An 18669-nucleotide genomic window follows, 5' to 3' on the forward strand; every position below is an offset into this window, starting at 1 on the left:
AACGACCTGCGCAGTCTCGCGGTAGCGTGGCCGGTCGCCCTTGCTTGGGCCCCACCCGGCCGCCGTACACTTGCGGGGGATCGCTGGCACTCGTACGCATCGAGTGCCAGGGCCCTTCGAGGGACGACCGGAATCCGCCGAGGAACACAGCTGGAGGTGTGCGCCATGCTCAGCGAACGCAGACTCGAAGTGCTGCGCGCCATCGTCCAGGACTATGTCGGCACCGAGGAACCCGTCGGTTCCAAGGCGCTCACCGAGCGGCACAAGCTGGGGGTCTCCCCGGCCACCGTCCGCAACGACATGGCGGTGCTGGAGGACGAGGGCTTCATCGCCCAGCCCCACACCAGCGCCGGACGCATCCCGACGGACAAGGGCTACCGGCTCTTCGTCGACAAGCTGGCAGGGGTCAAGCCCCTGTCGTCGCCGGAGCGCAGGGCCATTCAGAACTTCCTCGACGGCGCGGTCGACCTCGACGACGTCGTGGGCCGCACCGTACGGCTGCTCGCGCAGCTGACCCGGCAGGTCGCCATCGTGCAGTACCCCTCGCTGACCCGGTCGACGGTGCGGCATGTGGAGCTGCTGTCGCTGGCGCCCGCCCGGCTGATGCTCGTGCTGATCACGGACACCGGCCGGGTCGAGCAGCGCATGATCGACTGTCCCGCGCCGTTCGGTGAGACCTCTCTCGCCGATCTGCGGGCCCGGCTCAACAGCCGGGTCGTCGGACGCCGTTTCTCGGACGTCCCGCAGCTGGTGCAGGACCTGCCGGATTCCTTCGAGAGCGAGGACCGGGGAACCGTGTCCACCGTGCTCTCCACCCTGCTCGAAACCCTCGTCGAGGAGACGGAGGAGCGGCTGATGATCGGCGGCACCTCCAACCTCACCCGCTTCGGGCACGACTTCCCTGTGATGATCCGGCCGGTGCTGGAGGCATTGGAGGAGCACGTCGTGCTGCTGAAGCTGCTCGGCGAGGCCAAGGACTCGGGCATGACCGTACGTATCGGGCACGAGAACGCCCACGAGGGGCTCAACTCCACGTCCGTCGTCGCGGTCGGCTACGGTTCGGGCGACGAGGCAGTCGCCAAACTCGGCGTGGTCGGACCGACCCGCATGGACTACCCCGGAACGATGGGAGCGGTACGCGCAGTGGCACGTTACGTCGGACAGATCCTGGCGGAGTCGTAAGTGGCCACGGACTACTACGCCGTACTCGGCGTGCGCCGCGACGCATCTCAGGACGAGATCAAGAAGGCCTTCCGGCGGCTCGCACGCGAGCTGCATCCGGATGTCAACCCGGATCCGAAGACCCAGGAGCGGTTCAAGGAGATCAACGCCGCCTACGAGGTGTTGTCGGACCCGCAGAAGAAGCAGGTCTACGACCTCGGCGGCGACCCGCTGTCCGCCTCCGGCGGCGGTGGCGCGGGCGGATTCGGACAGGGTGGCTTCGGCAACTTCTCCGACATCATGGACGCGTTCTTCGGTACGGCGTCGCAGCGCGGACCCCGTTCGCGCACCCGGCGCGGCCAGGACGCGATGATCCGGCTGGAGATCGATCTCGCCGAGGCGGCGTTCGGTACCACCAAGGACATCCAGGTCGACACGGCCGTCGTCTGTACGACCTGCAGTGGTGAGGGCGCCGCGCCCGGCACCTCCGCCCAGACCTGTGACATGTGCCGCGGCCGCGGTGAGGTCTCCCAGGTCACCCGGTCGTTCCTCGGCCAGGTCATGACGTCGCGGCCCTGCCCGCAGTGCCAGGGCTTCGGCACGGTCGTGCCGACCCCGTGCCCGGAGTGCGCCGGCGACGGCCGCATCCGCTCGCGGCGGACGCTGACCGTGAAGATCCCCGCCGGTGTCGACAACGGCACCCGCATCCAGCTCGCGGGCGAGGGCGAGGTCGGCCCCGGCGGCGGACCGGCCGGCGACCTGTACGTCGAGATCCATGAGCTGCAGCACGCGGTGTTCCAGCGCCGCGGTGACGATCTGCACTGCACGGTCACGATCCCCATGACGGCGGGTGCGCTCGGCACCAAGGTGCCGCTGGAGACGCTCGACGGCCTGGAGGAGGTCGACATCCGGCCGGGCACCCAGTCCGGCCAGTCGGTCCCGCTGCACGGCCGCGGCATCACCCACCTGCGCGGTGGCGGGCGCGGCGATCTGATCGTGCACGTCGAGGTGATGACCCCGTCGAAGCTGGACCCGGAGCAGGAGCGACTGCTGCGGGAGCTGGCGAAGCTGCGTGGCGAGGAGCGGCCCACCGGTCAGTTCCAGCCGGGGCAGCAGGGGCTGTTCTCCCGGCTGAAGGACGCGTTCAACGGCCGCTGAGGCCGACCCGTCCTGTCAGCGCCCTCTGCATGGCCCCCGCCCGCCGGTCCCGGACCGGCGGGCGGTCGGCTGGAGAGGTGCCTCCTCCGGTTCCCTCGGACGGCTTTCTGGCCACCCCTGGCTGATTCGGCGCGGTGCACCGGACGTGACACGATGCGCTCATGTCATCCGCGTTGACCGATCTCTGCCGGTATCCGATTGTGCAGGCCCCGATGGCGGGCGGTGTGTCCTGTCCGCAGCTCGTCGCGGCCGTCGCCGAAGCGGGCGGGCTCGGCTTCCTGGCGGCCGGGTACAAGACGGCGGACGGCATGTACAACGAGATCAAACAGCTGCGCCGGCTGACTGGTCAGCCGTTCGGCGTCAACCTCTTCATGCCGCAGCCCGACCTTGCCGACCCGAGCGCCGTCGAGGTGTACCGGCACCAGCTCGCCGGTGAGGCCGCCTGGTACGAAACCCCGCTCGGCGACCCGGACCCCCACGGAGACGACGGCTACGAAGCCAAGCTCGCCATCCTTCTGGAGGACCCGGTTCCGGTGGTCTCCTTCACGTTCGGCTGCCCCACCCGGGACACCCTCGACGCGCTCGCCGGCGTCGGTACGTACACCGTCGTCACGGTCACCACGCCCGAGGAGGCGCAGGCTGCGCAGTGGGCGGGCACCGACGCGGTCTGTGTCCAGGGCATCGAGGCGGGCGGCCACCAGTCCGCCTTCCGCGACGACCCGCAGACCGACGGCAGCGGCACGGGTCTGCTCGCCCTGGTGGCGCAGGTCCGCGAGACCGTCCAGGTGCCGGTCATCGCGGCGGGCGGGATCATGCGCGGCTCCCAGATCGGGGCGGTGCTCGCGGCGGGCGCGGAGGCGGCGCAGCTCGGCACGGCGTTCCTGATCTGCCCCGAGTCCGGCGCCCATCTGCTGCACAAACAGGCGCTGACGAACCCCTTGTTCGCGCGGACGGCACTGACCCGGGCGTTCTCCGGGCGTCCGGCGCGCGGCCTCGTCAACCGCTTTGTGCGCGAGCACGGCCCGTACGCCCCCGCCGCCTACCCGCAGGTGCACCATGTCACCAGCGGGCTGCGCAAGGCCGCCGCCAAGGCCGGTGACGCCCAGGGCATGGCCCTGTGGGCGGGCCAGGGCCACCGGATGGCCCGCGAGCTGCCGGCCGGCCGGCTGACCGTGCTGCTCGCCGAAGAGCTGGATGCCGCGCGCGCGGCCGTGAGCACAAGGAGCAAGCAGTGACCGCACCGGTCTTCGTCGTCGAACAGGTCCCCAGCGGGCCCGGGTTCGTTCTGGAAGGGCCCGAGGGGCGGCACGCCGTATCGGTGAAGCGGCTGCACGCCGGTGAGGGGGTCGTCCTGACGGACGGGCACGGCCGCTGGGCGGAAGGCGTCGTGCAGACCACCGAGGGCAAGGACCGGCTCGTCCTGACGGGCCTCGGCACGGTCCACGAGGAACCGCGGCCCGCGCCCCGGATCACCGTGGTCCAGGCGCTTCCCAAGGGCGACCGGGGCGAGGTGGCCGTCGAGACGCTGACGGAGACCGGCGTCGACGCGATCGTGCCGTGGCAGGCCTCGCGCTGCATCACCCAGTGGAAGGGCGACCGCGGTCTCAAGTCCCTGGCGAAATGGCGGAACACGGCCCGCGAGGCCGGCAAGCAGTCGCGCCGGGTGCTGTTCCCGGAAGTCACGGACGCCATGACGACCAAACAGGTTGCCGCTCTTCTGGCCACAGCGGACTTCGCGGCCGTCCTGCACGAGGAACGGGAGTACGACAGCGAGCCGCTGGCCACCGTCGGACTCCCCGCCGTGGGCGAGATCATGCTGGTCGTGGGCCCCGAAGGCGGCGTCTCGCCGGACGAGTTGGCTGCCTTCGCGGACGCGGGCGCCCGGACCTGCCGGCTCGGCCGGAGCGTCCTGCGCACCTCCACGGCGGGCACCGCGGCAACGGCGCTGCTGCTGGGACGCACCGGCCGCTGGGCGTGACCACCGCATACCGCATGCCGGGTGTGGCCGTAGGCGGTCTACCGCACCGCGGGGGTGTGGTGGGACGCTGTCACGTATGGGGACATTGAGGGCATCAAGTCCAGGGGGTCACGGCCGGACCCGTCGTATTCCGGCCGTACTCTGCCTCGTCGGTGCGGCGGTCGCGGGCGCAGTCGCCTGTGAGCCGGTATACGGGATGAACTCCGCGTCCGTCGCTCTGACCACCGATCAGACCGGCACCCGGGCGCTGGAGCGCGCAGGTGTCGACGTGCAGTGGCTCAACTGCGCGGCCGATGTCGAGGGTGGCGCCACGAGGCCGTATCCGGCCTCGCCCGCGCCCTCCGCGTCCGTGCGGCAGGTGGCACGGGTCGACTGCCGTGGCCGGACCGCGGGCGGCAAGGAGATCACGCTCACCGGCAAGGTCACGAAGGAGGTCAACGGGCAGTGTGTCCGGGGAGACCTGACCGGGAAGGCCGGCGACAAGGTCGTCCTGCGGGCCGATGTGCTCGGCGACTGCGACGCCGCCCCCACGGCCGTTGGCGTGACACCGCCGACGGACGTGGGCAACGGCGGCGGTGGCGGTGTCCGGCCGACCGTGACCGTGACCGTCACGGTGACCGGCTATCCCCGGGGCAAGTGAGTGTATTCGCCACCCGGTTGTGCGGCGGACTCCGGCCAACCCCGTTCCCCGAAGTGTGACCGGGGCCTAGGGTGATCGATGTGACACAGCCTGCCTATCTCCGGTACCCCCATGTCCAGGGCGAGTTGATCGCCTTCACCGCCGAGGACGATGTCTGGCTGGCGCCGCTCGACGGCGGCCGCGCCTGGCGGGTCAGCGCCGACAACCGACCCGTCAGCCAGCCACGCATATCGCCCGACGGCGCTCACGTCGCCTGGACGTCCACCCGGGACGGCGCCCCCGAGGTGCACCTCGCACCCGTCGACGGCGGACCTTCGAAGCGGCTGACGTACTGGGGGGACGCCCGGACCTCCGTACGCGGCTGGACCCCCGACGGCGACGTCCTGGTCATCAGCACCCAGGGACAGGTGTCGCTGCGCCGCAGCTGGGCCCGGGCCGTCCCGGTCGACGGCGGGCCCGCGCGGACCCTGCCGTACGGACCGGTCGGGTCCCTCGCGTACGGGCCCGCCGGACGGATCCTGCTGCTCTCGGCCACCATGGGGCGCGAGGCCGCCACCTGGAAGCGCTACCGCGGCGGCACGGCGGGCAAGCTGTGGCTCGAGCAGGCACCCGGGGAAGGCCAGGGACCGGAAGGCGCCGCGGAGTTCGTACGGATCCACGAGGACCTCGACGGCAACATCGAATGCCCGATGTGGGTCGGCGACCGGCTCGCCTTCCTCTCCGACCACGAAGGCGTCGGCGCGCTGTACTCCTCGCTTCCCGACGGCTCCGACCTGCGCCGGCACACCGCAGTCGACGGCTTCTACGCCCGCCACGCCACGACCGACGGCATCCGCGTCGGCTACGCCTCGGCCGGTGAGCTGTGGCTGCTCGACGACCTGGAAGGCGCCGCACCGCGCCGCCTCGACATCCGCCTCGGAGGCCAGCGCGCCGACCTCCAGCCGCACTCCGTCCACGCCGGGAGCCACCTCGACTCGGCGTCCCCGGACCGTACCGGCCGCGGCAGCGCCGTCGGGACGCGCGGCGCCGTCCACTGGGTCACCCACCGCGAGGGCCCGGCCCGCGCGCTGGCCGTCGAACCCGGCGTACGGGCCAGGCTGCCCCGTACCTTCCAGGCCGACGGCGAGCAGTACGTCGTCTGGGTGACCGACGCGGAGGGCGACGACGCCCTGGAGTGCGCACCCGCCACCGGGACCGCGCCCGGCACCGCACCGCGCCGGCTCGCCGCCGGCCGGCTCGGCAGGGTGCTCGACCTGGCGGCGGCCCCCGACGGCAGCCGGTTCGCCGTCGCCTCGCACGACGGCCGGATCATGATCGTCGAGCAGGAGAGCGGCGAGGTCCACGAGGTCGACCGCAGCGGCCACGGCGACGCCTCCGGACTCGTCTTCTCGCCCGACTCGGCCTGGCTCGCCTGGTCGCACCCCGGGCCCGACCCGCTGCGCCAGCTCAAGCTCGCGCACCTCGCCGATCTGTCGGTCGCCGAGGCCACCCCGCTCCGTTTCCGCGACTACGCCCCGGCGTTCACCGTCGACGGCAAGCACCTCGCCTTCCTCTCCGAGCGGGCCTTCGACCCGGTCTACGACGCGCACGTCTTCGACCTGGCCTTCGTCGGTGCCTGCCGCCCGCACCTGCTGACGCTCGCGGCCACCACACCGTCCCCGTTCGGGCCGCAGCGCCACGGCCGCCCGGCCGAGAAGGAGAAGGGCTCCGGCGACGGCGACCAGGACAACCCGACCGCGCTGCCCGTCACCCGTATCGACCTCGAGGGGCTCGCCGACCGGATCGTGCCGCTGCCCGTCGAAGCCGCCCGCTATTCCATGCTGCGCGCGGCGAAGGACGGACTGCTGTGGCTGCGGCACCCGGTGACCGGGGTGCTCGGTACGGCAGCGGCGACGCCGGACGACCGGGGGCCGGAGACCGTCCTGGAGCGGTACGACCTGGAGAAGCTGCGCGGCGAGGAACTCGCCTCCGACGTCAGCCGGTTCGCCGTCAGCGGGGACGGCAGGCGGCTGGTCCTGCACACCCGGGGCAAGCTGCGCGTCGTACCCGCCGACAGCCGTGTTTCGGCGGGCTCCGACGACGACCACGACGGAGGCAGCGACACCAACGTCACCGTCGACCTCTCCCGGATCCGCCGGACCGTCGAACCTGCCGCCGAATGGCGCCAGATGTACGACGAGGCCGGCCGCATCATGCGCGACAACTTCTGGCGGCCCGACATGGGCGGCGTCGACTGGGACGCGGTCCTCGACCGCTACCGGCCGGTGCTGGCGCGCGTCGCCACCCATGACGACCTCGTCGACCTGCTCTGGGAGGTGCAGGGAGAGCTCGGCACCTCGCACGCGTATGTGACGCCGCCGGGCGGCCGGCACGACGACGCGACCCGGCAGGGGCTGCTGGGGGCCGACATCTCCCGTACGGACGAAGGTGATTGGTGCATCGACCGGATCCTGCCGTCCGAGACGTCCGACCCGGCGGCCCGTTCGCCGCTCGCCGCGCCCGGCGTCGCGGTCCGCGTCGGGGACGCGATCCTCGCCGTCGACGGACGGGAGATCGACCCCCTCACCGGGCCCGGCCCGCTGCTCACCGGCTCGGCCGGGAAGCCGGTCGAGCTGACCGTCGCACCGGCGGACGGCGGCAACCTGCGTCATGTCGTCGTCGTACCGACCGCGGACGAGGAGGCGCTGCGCTACCACGCGTGGGTGGCGGACCGGCGGGCGTACGTGCACGAGCAGTCCGGCGGCCGTCTCGGCTACCTCCACGTCCCCGACATGGTCGGCTCCGGCTGGGCGCAGCTCCACCGGGATCTGCGGGTCGAAGTGGCCCGTGAGGGGCTGCTGGTGGACGTACGGGAGAACCGCGGCGGCCACACGTCGCAGCTGGTGGTGGAGAAGCTGGCGCGCCGCATCGTCGGCTGGGACCTGCCGCGCGGCATGCAGCCGTACAGCTACCCCGGAGACGCGCCGCGCGGACCGGTGGTGGCCGTGGCGAACGAGTTCTCCGGCTCGGACGGCGACATCGTGAACGCGGCGATCAAGGCGCTCGGGATCGGGCCGGTGGTCGGTACGCGGACCTGGGGCGGTGTGGTCGGCATCGACAGCCGGTACCGGCTGGTCGACGGCACGTCGGTCACGCAGCCCAAGTACGCGTTCTGGCTGGAGGGGTACGGCTGGGGTGTGGAGAACCACGGGGTGGATCCGGACGTGGAGGTCGTGACGGCGCCGCAGGACCATGCGGCGGGGCGTGATCCGCAGCTGGACACGGCGATCCGGATCGCGCTGGAGGAGCTGGCCCGGACCCCGGCGAAGACTGCACCGGGGCTGCCGGAGTAGGTGGGCGGGGCGGGGCGCCGACGGCGCGCCCGCCCCGCCCACCACAGCCTCGCCGACCGTGCACCCCTGCCGGATAGCATGCCGGTGTAGAAGATCGACCACGCGACCGAGGAGCCCGGCCATGGCGGGAGAACCGCAGTCCGACTGCCTGTTCTGCAAGATCGTCTCGGGAGACATCCCGGCAACCATCGTCCGCGAGACCGAGACGACCGTCGCCTTCCGCGACATCAACCCCCAGGCCCCCACCCACATTCTCGTCATCCCCCGCGTCCACCACCGGGACGCCGCCACCCTTGCCGCCGCCGAACCGCAGATCGCCGCCGACATACTGCGTGAGGCCGGGCACGTGGCCGCCGACGAGAAGATCACCGACACCGGATACCGGGTCGTCTTCAACACCGGCAGCGGCGCCGGACAGACCGTCTTCCACGCGCACGCCCACGTCCTGGGCGGCCGCGGGATGCAGTGGCCCCCCGGATAACGGGCTGCCGCACCATGTCCGTACGCGAACTCGTCGTCCTCGGCACCGCCAGTCAGGTGCCCACCCGGCACCGCAACCACAACGGCTATCTGCTGCGCTGGGACGGAGAGGGCATCCTCTTCGACCCGGGCGAGGGCACCCAGCGCCAGATGCTGCGGGCCGGCGTCGCCGCGCACGACATCAACCGGATCTGCGTCACGCACTTCCACGGTGACCACTCCCTCGGTCTGGCGGGCGTGATCCAGCGGATCAACCTCGACCAGGTCCCGCACCCCGTGACCGCGCACTACCCGGCGAGCGGCCGGCACTTCTTCGAGCGGCTGCGGTACGCGACCGCCTACCGCGAGTCCGTCGAGCTGGCCGAGGCCCCGGTCGCCGCCGACGGGATCATCGCCGAGACGGACGCGTACACCCTGTACGCCCACAAGCTCTCGCACCCCGTCGAGTCGTTCGGCTACCGCCTCGTCGAGCCCGACCGGCAGCGCATGCTTCCCGCCAGGCTCGCCGAGCACGGCATCAGCGGGCCGGACGTCGGACGGATCCAGCGCGAGGGCTCGCTGCGAGGGGTCGGTCTCGACGAGGTCTCCGAGCGCAGGCGCGGACAGCGCTTCGCGTTCATCATGGACACGAGAATCTGCGACGGCGTGTACACGCTGGCCGAGGGGTGCGACATGCTGGTCATCGAGTCGACCTTCCTCGACGAGGACGAACGGCTCGCCACCGACCACGGTCATCTCACCGCGGGCCAGGCCGCCCGGGTGGCCCGGGCCGCGGGCGTACGGCATCTCGTACTGACGCACTTCTCGCAGCGGTACGCGGAACCGGACGACTTCGCGGACCAGGCGCGCGCCGCCGGGTTCGAGGGCGAACTGACCATCGCCCAGGACCTGATAAGCGTTCCCGTCCCCACCCGCCATCAACAGCAGTGACCGCACCACCATCCGTGAGTGAGAAGACCGTGCACATCCCCAAGGCCGAACTCCACCTCCACATCGAAGGAACCCTCGAACCCGAGCTGGCCTTCGCCCTCGCCGCACGCAACGGCGTGCAGCTGCCGTACGCGAACACCGAAGAGCTGCGCACCGCCTACCTCTTCGACGATCTGCAGACCTTCCTCGACCTGTACTACGCGCTGATGGCCGTCCTGCGCACCGAGGACGACTTCGAGCAGCTCGCCGACGCCTACCTCACCCGCGCCGCCGCCCAGGGCGTCCGCCACGCGGAGATCTTCTTCGACCCGCAGGCGCACACCGCCCGCGACGTCCCGATCGGCACCGTCGTCGAAGGACTCGGCCGGGCGCTCGACCGCAGCGAGGAGGAGCACGGCATCTCCACCCAGTTGATCATGTGCTTCCTGCGCGACCAGTCCGCTGCATCGGCCCTGGAGACCCTCGACGCCGCCAAGCCGTATCTGCACCGGATCAGCGCCGTGGGTCTCGACTCGGCGGAGGTCGGGCACCCGCCCGCGAAGTTCCGCGAGGTGTACGAGGCGGCCGCGGCACTCGGGTTGCGGAAGGTCGCCCACGCCGGCGAGGAGGGGCCGCCCGAGTACATCCGGGAGGCACTCGACGTCCTCGGCGTCGAACGCATCGACCACGGGCTGCGCTGCATGGAGGATCCGCAGCTGGTGAAGCGACTCGTCGCCGAGCGGGTGCCGCTCACCCTCTGCCCGCTGTCCAACGTACGGCTGCGCGCTGTCGACACCCTGGAGCAGCATCCGCTGAGGGCCATGCTGGACGCCGGACTGCACTGCACGGTGAACTCCGACGACCCCGCCTACTTCGGCGGATACGTCGGAGACACCTTCCACGCCGTCCACGAGGCGCTCGGCCTGGAGCGCGAACAGCTGCGCACGCTGGCCAGGAACTCCTTCGAGGCGGCCTTCCTCGACCACGACGAGGAGCGCAGGGCGCGCTATCTGTCCGAGGTCGAGGCGTACGCGTTCGACTGACCGCCCGCACCCGAGGGACCGGCCGTCCGGAACGCGTTCCTGCCCAGGCGCCTGCGGCGCAGGGCGGGCATGCTGATCTCCGCGACGGCCTGTTCGGGCGCACCCAGCTTCGGCACCGCACCGGGCAGCGTGCCGGTGGTGGCGGCGAGCAGGGCCGCGGGTGCGCCACCGCGGCGGCGGACCGAGCCGGGCACCAGCGGACGGCCACCGGCGTGCAGCGCGACGGCCGTGACCGGGGCGGCGACCAGCAGCGTCACGGCGCCCAGGACCAGCCCCATCGCCGGATAGCCGGCCAGCTCGGACAGCACACTGCCGAGGACCGGGCCGCAGGCCACGCCGACGGACGACGCGGAGCCCGCAAGGACCGCCCAGCGTCCGCGTACGTCCAGGGCCGCGGCCAGACCGATCAGATACGACAGGACCACCGGGTAGACGGTGTTCCACGTGATCTCGCCGGTGGCGAACGAACCGAGCCCGTCCGCCGACGAGCTGAGCACGATGCTGGCCGCGATGACCACCGTGCCGAGACCGATCGGAACGGCCCGGCCGAGCCGTGCGCCCAGCACCCCGGCGCCCATCACGCCGAGCAGCGCGGCGCCGAGGGCGGCCGCGAACACCGCGCCGACGGTGACCTCGGAGAGCCCGGCCTGGACCACCCCGATCCGGCTGCTGACCCCCCACAGCGCGTTCTGTGCCATGGACCAGACGAGCATGCCGCCCGCCAGCACCAGACCGGAGCGGCGGTGCGGCAGCCGGCCGGAGGCGGGCGCGCCGGCACCGGTGTGCGCCGAGCCGCCGAGCCGCGCGGTGGCGGGCCAGACGAGCAGGGCGACCAGCGCGATCGAGGCGAACGGCAGCCGGTGACCGCCGCCCAGGTGCGGCATCGTCAGGTAGAGGGCGCCCGCGGTCGCGGAGACGCTGAGCAGTCCCAGGGACGAGGTGCGGTGCGGATCGCGTTGTGCGGCGATACCGGCCGCGGCCACCGCCGTCGCCGTACCGGAGCCCAGACCGCCGATCATCGCGCCCAGGACGACCAGCGGCACGGAGCCCGCCAGCGCGGCGCAGCCGTACCCCAGGATGGCCAGGGCCAGCCCGATCCGTGCCGGTCCTCGCAGCCCGTACACCTCGACCCGGCCCGCCAGCGAGAACCCGGCCGTGGCCGAACTCAGCAACAGCGCACTGCCGACCAGGCCGGCCTGGGCCGGGCTGAGCCCCAGATGGGTGGAGAGACGGCCGACGAGGGTGGGGAGCAGATAGGCAGCGAGGTAACCGGCGGTGAACACGGCGACCAGGGGCCATGCGGCGCGAGGGCGCGAGGACATGGGCGTTCCTGAAGACATGCCGAAGAAGGCAGGGGAGGGCGACGAGGGAAAATGCGGGGGAGGCGGCGCACACGTCGGTGACGTCGACGGCGGCGCTCGCGCGCCAATTTGTATCAAGTGCGCACGGCTGACCGAAAGGCGCCTCTGTGTGATCTGAGTCACTTATGCGTTTACAGGCTTATGGGTCGGGTAAAAGCGCATGTTTACGCAGGTCAGCGCCCTTGCACACAGACCCGGCGCACGCCCTTCCGGCACGGCGGCGCGAACCCCCCGGATGCGTACGCACATCGGGCACACTGGCCGGATCTGCCACGACCGGGGAGTGCAAGGTGAGCACAGACATTCCAGACATCGACCCACTGGACGGGCTGCGCGCCCCGCAGGACCCCGACTGCGATGTGTTCCTCACCGGCACGGTCTTCCTCGACATCGTCTTCACCGGCCTGGACAGCGCCCCGGTGCGCGGTACCGAGTCCTGGGCGCGCGGCATGGGGTCCAGCCCCGGCGGCGTTGCCAACATGGCCACCGCACTGGCCCGGCTCGGACTGCACACCTCGCTCGCCGCGGCGTTCGGCGACGACCACTACGGGGAGTACTGCTGGGACGCCCTCGAACAGGGCGAGGGCATCGACCTCTCCATGTCGCACACCGTCCGGGGCTGGCACTCGCCGGTGACCGTCTCGATGGCGTACGAGGGCGAACGGACGATGGTCTCGCACGGGCACGAGGCCCCGCCCCCCGCCACCCCCGCGAACCGGACCTTCCCGCACTGTCCGCCGCGCGCTCGCGCGGCCATCGCCTCCCTGGTCCCCGGCCGCAGCGAACCGTGGGTCGCCACCGCCGCCCGGCACGGCGCCCGGATCTTCGCCGACGTCGGCTGGGACGAGACCGGCCGCTGGGACCTGGACGCGCTTCCCGACCTGGAGCACTGCCAGGCCTTCCTGCCCAACGCGGAGGAGGCGATGCGCTACACCCGCACCGACTGCCCGCGCGCCGCCGCCCACGCCCTGGCCGAACGGGTACCGCTCGCTGTCGTCACGCTCGGCGCTGAGGGTGCGTACGCGGTGGACGCCGCCACCGGTGTCACCGCCGAGGTGCCCGCGATCGAGGTCGAGGCGCTCGATCCGACCGGAGCGGGTGACGTCTTCGTCGCCGGATTCGTCACCGGGACCCTGGCGGACTGGCCGCTGGCCGACCGGCTGGCCTTCGCCGGACTGACCGCGGCGCTGTCCGTCCAGGAGTTCGGCGGGTCCCTTTCGGCGCCGGGCTGGGCGGAGATCGCCGCCTGGTGGCAGCAGGTGCGCACCTGCGACAGCCAGGAACCGGCGGCGCTGCAGCGGTACGCGTTCCTGGAGAGCCTGCTGCCCGCGGCCGCCCGGCCCTGGCCGCTGCGCCGGGCCGTACCGACGATCGGCTTCCGCCGCCCGGCGTGACAGCCGGACGGATGGGCGTCGGGCGGGTCGGGCGTACGCGCGCAGTGGTGTACGTGCGTGCGAAAAAGCTCTCGGTGTTGTCGGTGCGGAGTCGTACGCTTGGTAATCCAGAGGTTGTCGAGCAGCGAGAACCCTGCAACGGGAGGTATGTGCAGGCCTGAAGGCCGGCCCATGACTCAGACACCCACACAGCCGCAGGCCAGTGCCCAGATCAGGATCCCTGCCGCACACCCCATGGTGATGCTCCTGGGATCGGGCGACTCGCTGTTGCGCGTGATCGAAACGGCGTTCCCGGCGGCCGATATCCATGTCCGGGGCAACGAGATCAGGGCTACGGGCGCCGCAGCCGATGTCGCTCTGATCCAGCGCTTGTTCGACGAGATGATGCTCGTGCTCCGCACCGGGCAGCCGATGACGGAGGACGCAGTGGAACGCTCGATCGCCATGCTCCGGGCGAGCGGCAACGGTCAGGGGGAGCCGCAGGGCGAGACCCCCGCCGAGGTGCTCACCCAGAACATCCTCTCCAGCCGCGGCCGCACGATCCGCCCCAAGACGCTCAACCAGAAGCGGTACGTCGACGCCATCGACAAGCACACGATCGTCTTCGGCATCGGACCCGCGGGCACCGGCAAGACGTATCTCGCCATGGCGAAGGCGGTCCAGGCCCTGCAGTCCAAGCAGGTCAACCGCATCATTCTGACCAGGCCCGCCGTCGAGGCCGGCGAGCGGCTCGGCTTCCTGCCCGGCACGCTCTTCGACAAGATCGACCCGTACCTGCGGCCGCTCTACGACGCGCTGCACGACATGCTCGACCCCGACTCGATCCCGCGGCTGATGGCGGCGGGCACGATCGAGGTGGCGCCGCTGGCCTACATGCGTGGCCGCACGCTCAATGACGCGTTCATCATCCTCGACGAGGCGCAGAACACCAGCGCCGAGCAGATGAAGATGTTCCTGACCCGCCTCGGCTTCGACTCGAAGATCGTCGTCACCGGTGACGTCACCCAGGTCGACCTGCCGAACGGGACGAAGAGCGGTCTGCGTCAGGTCCAGGACATCCTCGAGGGCGTCCAGGACGTGCACTTCTCCCGGCTCACCTCCCAGGATGTCGTCCGGCACAAGCTGGTCGGCCGTATCGTCGACGCGTACGAGAAGTACGACAACCGAGACAGCCACAACGGGAAGTAGTCGCAGCGCACCATGTCGATCGACGTCAACAACGAGTCCGGAACCGAGGTCGACGAGCAGGCGATCCTCGACATCGCCCGCTATGCGCTCGCGCGGATGCGGATCCACCCGCTCTCCGAACTCTCGGTGATCGTGGTGGACGCCGACGCCATGGAGCAGCTCCACATCCAGTGGATGGACCTGCCGGGTCCCACGGATGTCATGTCCTTCCCGATGGACGAGCTGCGTCCGCCGGCCAAGGACGACGAGGAGCCCCCTCAGGGGCTCCTCGGCGACATCGTGCTCTGCCCGGAGGTGGCGAAGAAGCAGGGCGAGGACGCGCCGACGCAGCACTCCATGGACGAGGAGCTCCAGCTCCTCACCGTCCACGGCGTGCTGCACCTGCTGGGGTACGACCACGAGGAGCCGGACGAGAAGGCCGAGATGTTCGGTCTCCAGGCGGCGATCGTCGACGGCTGGCGCGCCGAACACGGCCTGACCGGTCCGTCGCCCGCCCCGACCGTGTCGTGAGCGTCGCCCTCATCACCGGAGCCGGCCTGCTGATCGTCGTCGGCTGGCTGGCGGCGTGCGCCGAGGCGGGCATCGCCCGGACGTCGAGCTTCCGGGCCGCCGAGGCGGTCCGGTCCGGGCGGCGTGGCAGCGACAAGCTGGAGCAGGTCGCGGCGGACCCGACCCGCTATCTCAACGTCGCCCTGCTGGTGCGGGTCGCCTGCGAGATGGCGGCGGGGGTGCTCGTCACATACGCCTGCCTGCAGGAGTTCCCGGAGACCTGGGAGGCGCTGGCCGTCGCGATGGGCGTGATGGTCCTCGTCTCGTACGTCGCCATCGGGGTCTCGCCGAGGACCATCGGCCGGCAGCACCCGCTGAACACGGCGACGGCGGCGGCGTACGTGCTGCTGCCGCTGGCCAGGATCATGGGCCCGATCCCGCAGCTGCTGATCCTGCTGGGCAACGCACTCACACCCGGCAAGGGGTTCCGCAAGGGCCCGTTCGCGAGCGAGGCCGAACTGCGGGCGATGGTCGACCTCGCCGAGCAGGAGTCGCTGATCGAGGACGATGAACGGCGCATGGTGCACTCCGTCTTCGAGCTCGGCGACACGCTCGTACGCGAGGTGATGGTGCCGCGGACGGACCTGGTCTGCATCGAGCGGTACAAGACGATCCGGCAGGCCCTGACCCTGGCCCTGCGCTCGGGGTTCTCGCGGATCCCGGTCACCGGGGAGAACGAGGACGACATCGTCGGGATCGTCTACCTGAAGGACCTCGTCCGCAAGACGCACATCAACCGGGAGTCGGAAGCGGATCTGGTGTCCACGGCGATGCGGCCGGCGGCGTTCGTGCCGGACACGAAGAACGCCGGAGATCTGCTGCGCGAGATGCAGCAGGACCGAAGCCATGTCGCCGTCGTCATCGACGAGTACGGCGGTACGGCGGGGATCGTCACGATCGAGGACATCCTGGAGGAGATCGTCGGTGAGATCACCGACGAGTACGACCGCGAACTGCCGCCCGTGCAGGAGCTGGAGAACGGCTGCTTCCGGGTGACCGCCCGACTCGACATCGGCGACCTCGGGGAGCTGTTCGGCTTCGACGAGTACGACGACGAGGACGTGGAAACGGTCGGCGGGCTGCTCGCGAAGTCGCTGGGACGGGTACCGATCGCCGGGGCGTCAGCGGTCGTGGACCTTCCCGACGGACGCCGGCTGCGGCTCACCGCGGAGTCTCCGGCGGGACGCCGGAACAAGATCGTCACGGTGCTGGTGGAGCCGGAGGAACCGCGGGAGCCCCAGGGGCCGGAGGGGGCGAAGACGGAGTGACTCCCCAGGAGCTGAGGGCGTTCTGTCTGGACTTCAACGCGAGCGTCGAGGAGTTTCCGTTCGGACCGGAGGCCTCGGTGTTCAAGGTGCTCGGCAAGATGTTCGCCCTGAGCGCGCTGGATGCGCGGCCGCTGACGGTCAATCTGAAGTGCGATCCGGATGACGCGGTGCGGTTGCGGGAGGAGTACACGGCGATCGTGCCGGGCTGGCACATGAACAAGCGGCACTGGAACACGGTGACGGTGTCCGGGGTGCCGGGGCGGGTGCTGCGGGAGCTGATCGAGGACTCGTACGACCTGGTGGTGGCGGGGTTGCCGCGGACGGAGCGGCTGCGGCTGGACCGGGGGTAGCTGCCCTGCCCGCCCCGTCCCGGAACCGGGGCCGGGTCGCGGACCCTCGTGGTCCTCACACGCCGGACGGGCAGGATTCTCGGGGCTCGTCCCCGGACCCCGGTGTTCGATCGCCGGGCGGGGCCCCGTCGTGCCCCGGGCGTCGGGCGTGAGCGGGTCGGGGCACGGCCCCGGTCGGCAGGTGCCGGGCGGGCTGCGTCAGGGCCGGGGACCGCCCGCGTGCCCTTCCCGTCCGGCCGGTTCGTATGCTCGGCACATGACTGAGAGCACCGACCTCGGCCCCGAGGACCGCAAGATCGTCACCCTGGCGCGCAGCGCCCGCGCCCGCAACGGTGTGCCGGAGGGTGCGGCCGTGCGGGACGAGACCGGACGTACGTATGTCGCGGGCACCGTTCAGCTGGAGTCGCTGAAGCTCAGCGCCCTGCAGACCGCCGTTGCGATGGCGGTGGCCAGCGGTGCCACCTCTCTGGAGGCGGCGGCGATCGTCTCCGAGGCCGAGACCCCGTCGGATGCGGACCGGGCGGCGGTACGGGACCTGGGCGGGCCGGCCACCCCGGTGCTGCTGGCCGGGCCGGACGGTGTGCTACGGGTCAGCGTGACGGCCGGCTGACATCGGGCGGGAGGGTGAGGCCCCCTCCCGTGCACCGTGCACATCCGTGGATTCGTGCCCGCCGGAGCCGTGCCCGTGCGGCCCGGGACGACGCCCGGCGAGCCGTCCCGGCGGCCCGCTGTGCGGCGGGGGCCCCGGGATCGGGGACAATGGGCGCCATGAGCGCTCGACCGAACCCAGAAGCTGCTGCGCAGCAGGCTGAGAACAACGCCCCCCACCGGGCCGGCTTCGCCTGCTTCGTGGGCCGCCCCAACGCGGGCAAGTCCACCCTTACGAACGCTCTGGTCGGCCAGAAGGTGGCAATCACCTCCAACCGGCCCCAGACCACCCGGCACACGGTGCGTGGCATCGTGCACCGCGAAGACGCGCAGCTGATCCTGGTCGACACCCCAGGTCTCCACAAGCCGCGCACCCTGCTGGGCGAGCGGCTCAACGACATCGTCCGCACCACCTGGGCCGAGGTCGACGTCATCGGCTTCTGCCTGCCCGCCGACCAGAAGCTGGGTCCCGGCGACAAGTTCATCGCCAAGGAACTCGCGGGCATCAAGAAGACCCCGAAGATCGCGATCATCACCAAGACCGACCTGGTCGACTCGAAGCAGCTCGCCGAACAGCTGCTCGCCGTCTCCCGCCTCGGCGAGGAGCTCGGCTTCGAGTGGGCCGAGATCATTCCGGTCTCCGCCGTGAAGGACGAGCAGGTCGACCTGCTCGCCGATCTGATCGCCCCGCTGCTGCCGGAGAGCCCTCCGCTCTACCCGGAGGGCGACCTCACCGACGAGCCCGAGATGGTCATGGTCGCGGAGCTGATCCGTGAGGCCGCGCTCGAAGGCGTACGCGACGAGCTGCCGCACTCCATCGCGGTCGTCGTCGAGGAGATGCTGCCGCGCGAGGACCGGCCCGCGGACAAGCCGCTGCTCGACATCCACGCGAACGTCTACATCGAGCGGCCCAGCCAGAAGGGCATCATCATCGGCCCGAAGGGCAAGCGGCTGAAGGAGGTCGGCACGAAGTCGCGCAAGCACATCGAGGCGCTGCTCGGTACGCCGGTCTTCCTGGACCTGCATGTGAAGGTCGCCAAGGACTGGCAGCGCGACCCCAAGCAGTTGCGCAAACTCGGGTTCTGAGCGCTGCCACGGTCCGGTGGCCGGAGGCCGGCGCAGCTGCCCGAAGCCGCTGAGGCCCCTGGGGCCGAGGGGTGCGAGGGCGGCCGTGTGGACGGGCCCCCAAGCAGTGCGCAAGCTCGGGTTC

General features: G+C 71.3%; 17 protein-coding genes. 16 read left to right on the plus strand and 1 reads right to left on the minus strand.

Translation table 11 applies throughout. The features are described 5' to 3' along the window. Positions 1 to 165: 165 nt before the first annotated feature. The 9 genes from hrcA (at position 166) to OG878_RS26570 (ending at position 10701) form a co-directional block, all read left to right on the plus strand. The gene (gene hrcA, locus OG878_RS26530; RefSeq protein WP_277326127.1) at positions 166 to 1182 is read left to right on the plus strand and encodes a heat-inducible transcriptional repressor HrcA; all 1017 of its coding nucleotides are present in this window, start codon (positions 166 to 168) and stop codon (positions 1180 to 1182) included. After that, positions 1183 to 2319, plus strand: a complete 1137-nt coding sequence (dnaJ, locus tag OG878_RS26535) for a molecular chaperone DnaJ (protein ID WP_277326126.1) — start codon at positions 1183 to 1185, stop codon at positions 2317 to 2319. Between the two features lie 161 nt (positions 2320 to 2480). Continuing rightward, a complete protein-coding gene (locus tag OG878_RS26540; RefSeq protein WP_328889097.1) occupies positions 2481 to 3554 on the plus strand; it encodes a nitronate monooxygenase in 1074 nt (357 codons plus the stop codon). Further along, a complete protein-coding gene (locus OG878_RS26545) occupies positions 3551 to 4297 on the plus strand; it encodes a 16S rRNA (uracil(1498)-N(3))-methyltransferase (protein WP_328889098.1) in 747 nt (248 codons plus the stop codon). Before OG878_RS26540 ends, OG878_RS26545 begins: the two co-directional genes overlap by 4 nt. Before the next feature lie 196 nt (positions 4298 to 4493). Continuing rightward, the gene (locus OG878_RS26550) at positions 4494 to 4937 is read left to right on the plus strand and encodes a hypothetical protein (RefSeq protein ID WP_328889099.1); all 444 of its coding nucleotides are present in this window, start codon (positions 4494 to 4496) and stop codon (positions 4935 to 4937) included. An 80-nt stretch (positions 4938 to 5017) separates the two neighbouring features. Then, complete coding sequence (locus tag OG878_RS26555; protein WP_328889100.1) at positions 5018 to 8269, plus strand: S41 family peptidase; 3252 nt, start codon at positions 5018 to 5020, stop codon at positions 8267 to 8269. 121 nt (positions 8270 to 8390) lie between these two features. Beyond that, entirely contained in the window at positions 8391 to 8750 is a 360-nt protein-coding gene (locus OG878_RS26560; protein WP_328889101.1) for a histidine triad nucleotide-binding protein, read from the plus strand. A gap of 14 nt (positions 8751 to 8764) precedes the next feature. Continuing rightward, complete coding sequence (locus OG878_RS26565; protein ID WP_328889102.1) at positions 8765 to 9679, plus strand: ribonuclease Z; 915 nt, start codon at positions 8765 to 8767, stop codon at positions 9677 to 9679. A 29-nt stretch (positions 9680 to 9708) separates the two neighbouring features. After that, on the plus strand, positions 9709 to 10701 hold the full coding sequence (locus tag OG878_RS26570; RefSeq protein ID WP_328891388.1) for an adenosine deaminase: 993 nt from the start codon (positions 9709 to 9711) through the stop codon (positions 10699 to 10701). Here OG878_RS26570 and OG878_RS26575 read toward each other — a convergent pair. After that, positions 10665 to 12023 carry an MFS transporter gene (locus tag OG878_RS26575; protein WP_328889103.1) on the minus strand — a complete coding sequence of 453 codons (1359 nt, stop codon included), beginning with the start codon at positions 12021 to 12023 and terminating at the stop codon, positions 10665 to 10667. The genes OG878_RS26570 and OG878_RS26575 overlap by 37 nt on opposite strands. A 329-nt stretch (positions 12024 to 12352) precedes the next feature. On the opposite strand from OG878_RS26575, the gene OG878_RS26580 reads away from it, so the two are divergent. From OG878_RS26580 to era, 7 genes are all read left to right on the plus strand, one after another. Continuing rightward, positions 12353 to 13456: a carbohydrate kinase family protein gene (locus OG878_RS26580; RefSeq protein ID WP_328889104.1), complete on the plus strand. Its 1104-nt coding sequence runs from the start codon at positions 12353 to 12355 to the stop codon at positions 13454 to 13456. Positions 13457 to 13627: 171 nt separating this feature from the next. After that, positions 13628 to 14644 (plus strand): PhoH family protein, encoded by a 1017-nt coding sequence (locus tag OG878_RS26585; RefSeq protein WP_328889105.1) that lies wholly within the window; start codon positions 13628 to 13630, stop codon positions 14642 to 14644. Positions 14645 to 14656: 12 nt separating this feature from the next. Then, positions 14657 to 15154, plus strand: coding sequence for an rRNA maturation RNase YbeY (ybeY, locus tag OG878_RS26590; RefSeq protein ID WP_328889106.1), 498 nt, complete (start codon positions 14657 to 14659; stop codon positions 15152 to 15154). Beyond that, on the plus strand, positions 15151 to 16461 hold the full coding sequence (locus tag OG878_RS26595) for a hemolysin family protein (protein WP_328889107.1): 1311 nt from the start codon (positions 15151 to 15153) through the stop codon (positions 16459 to 16461). Before ybeY ends, OG878_RS26595 begins: the two co-directional genes overlap by 4 nt. Then, positions 16458 to 16811, plus strand: coding sequence for an MmcQ/YjbR family DNA-binding protein (locus tag OG878_RS26600; protein ID WP_328889108.1), 354 nt, complete (start codon positions 16458 to 16460; stop codon positions 16809 to 16811). The genes OG878_RS26595 and OG878_RS26600 overlap by 4 nt, the downstream gene beginning before the upstream one ends. Positions 16812 to 17067: 256 nt before the next feature. Further along, positions 17068 to 17421: a cytidine deaminase gene (locus OG878_RS26605; RefSeq protein ID WP_328889109.1), complete on the plus strand. Its 354-nt coding sequence runs from the start codon at positions 17068 to 17070 to the stop codon at positions 17419 to 17421. Between the two features lie 149 nt (positions 17422 to 17570). Next, positions 17571 to 18545, plus strand: coding sequence for a GTPase Era (gene era / locus OG878_RS26610; protein ID WP_328889110.1), 975 nt, complete (start codon positions 17571 to 17573; stop codon positions 18543 to 18545). Positions 18546 to 18669 lie beyond the last annotated feature (124 nt).

The sequence above is a fragment of the Streptomyces sp. NBC_00316 genome (assembly GCF_036158715.1).
In the GTDB taxonomy this organism is placed as follows: domain Bacteria; phylum Actinomycetota; class Actinomycetes; order Streptomycetales; family Streptomycetaceae; genus Streptomyces.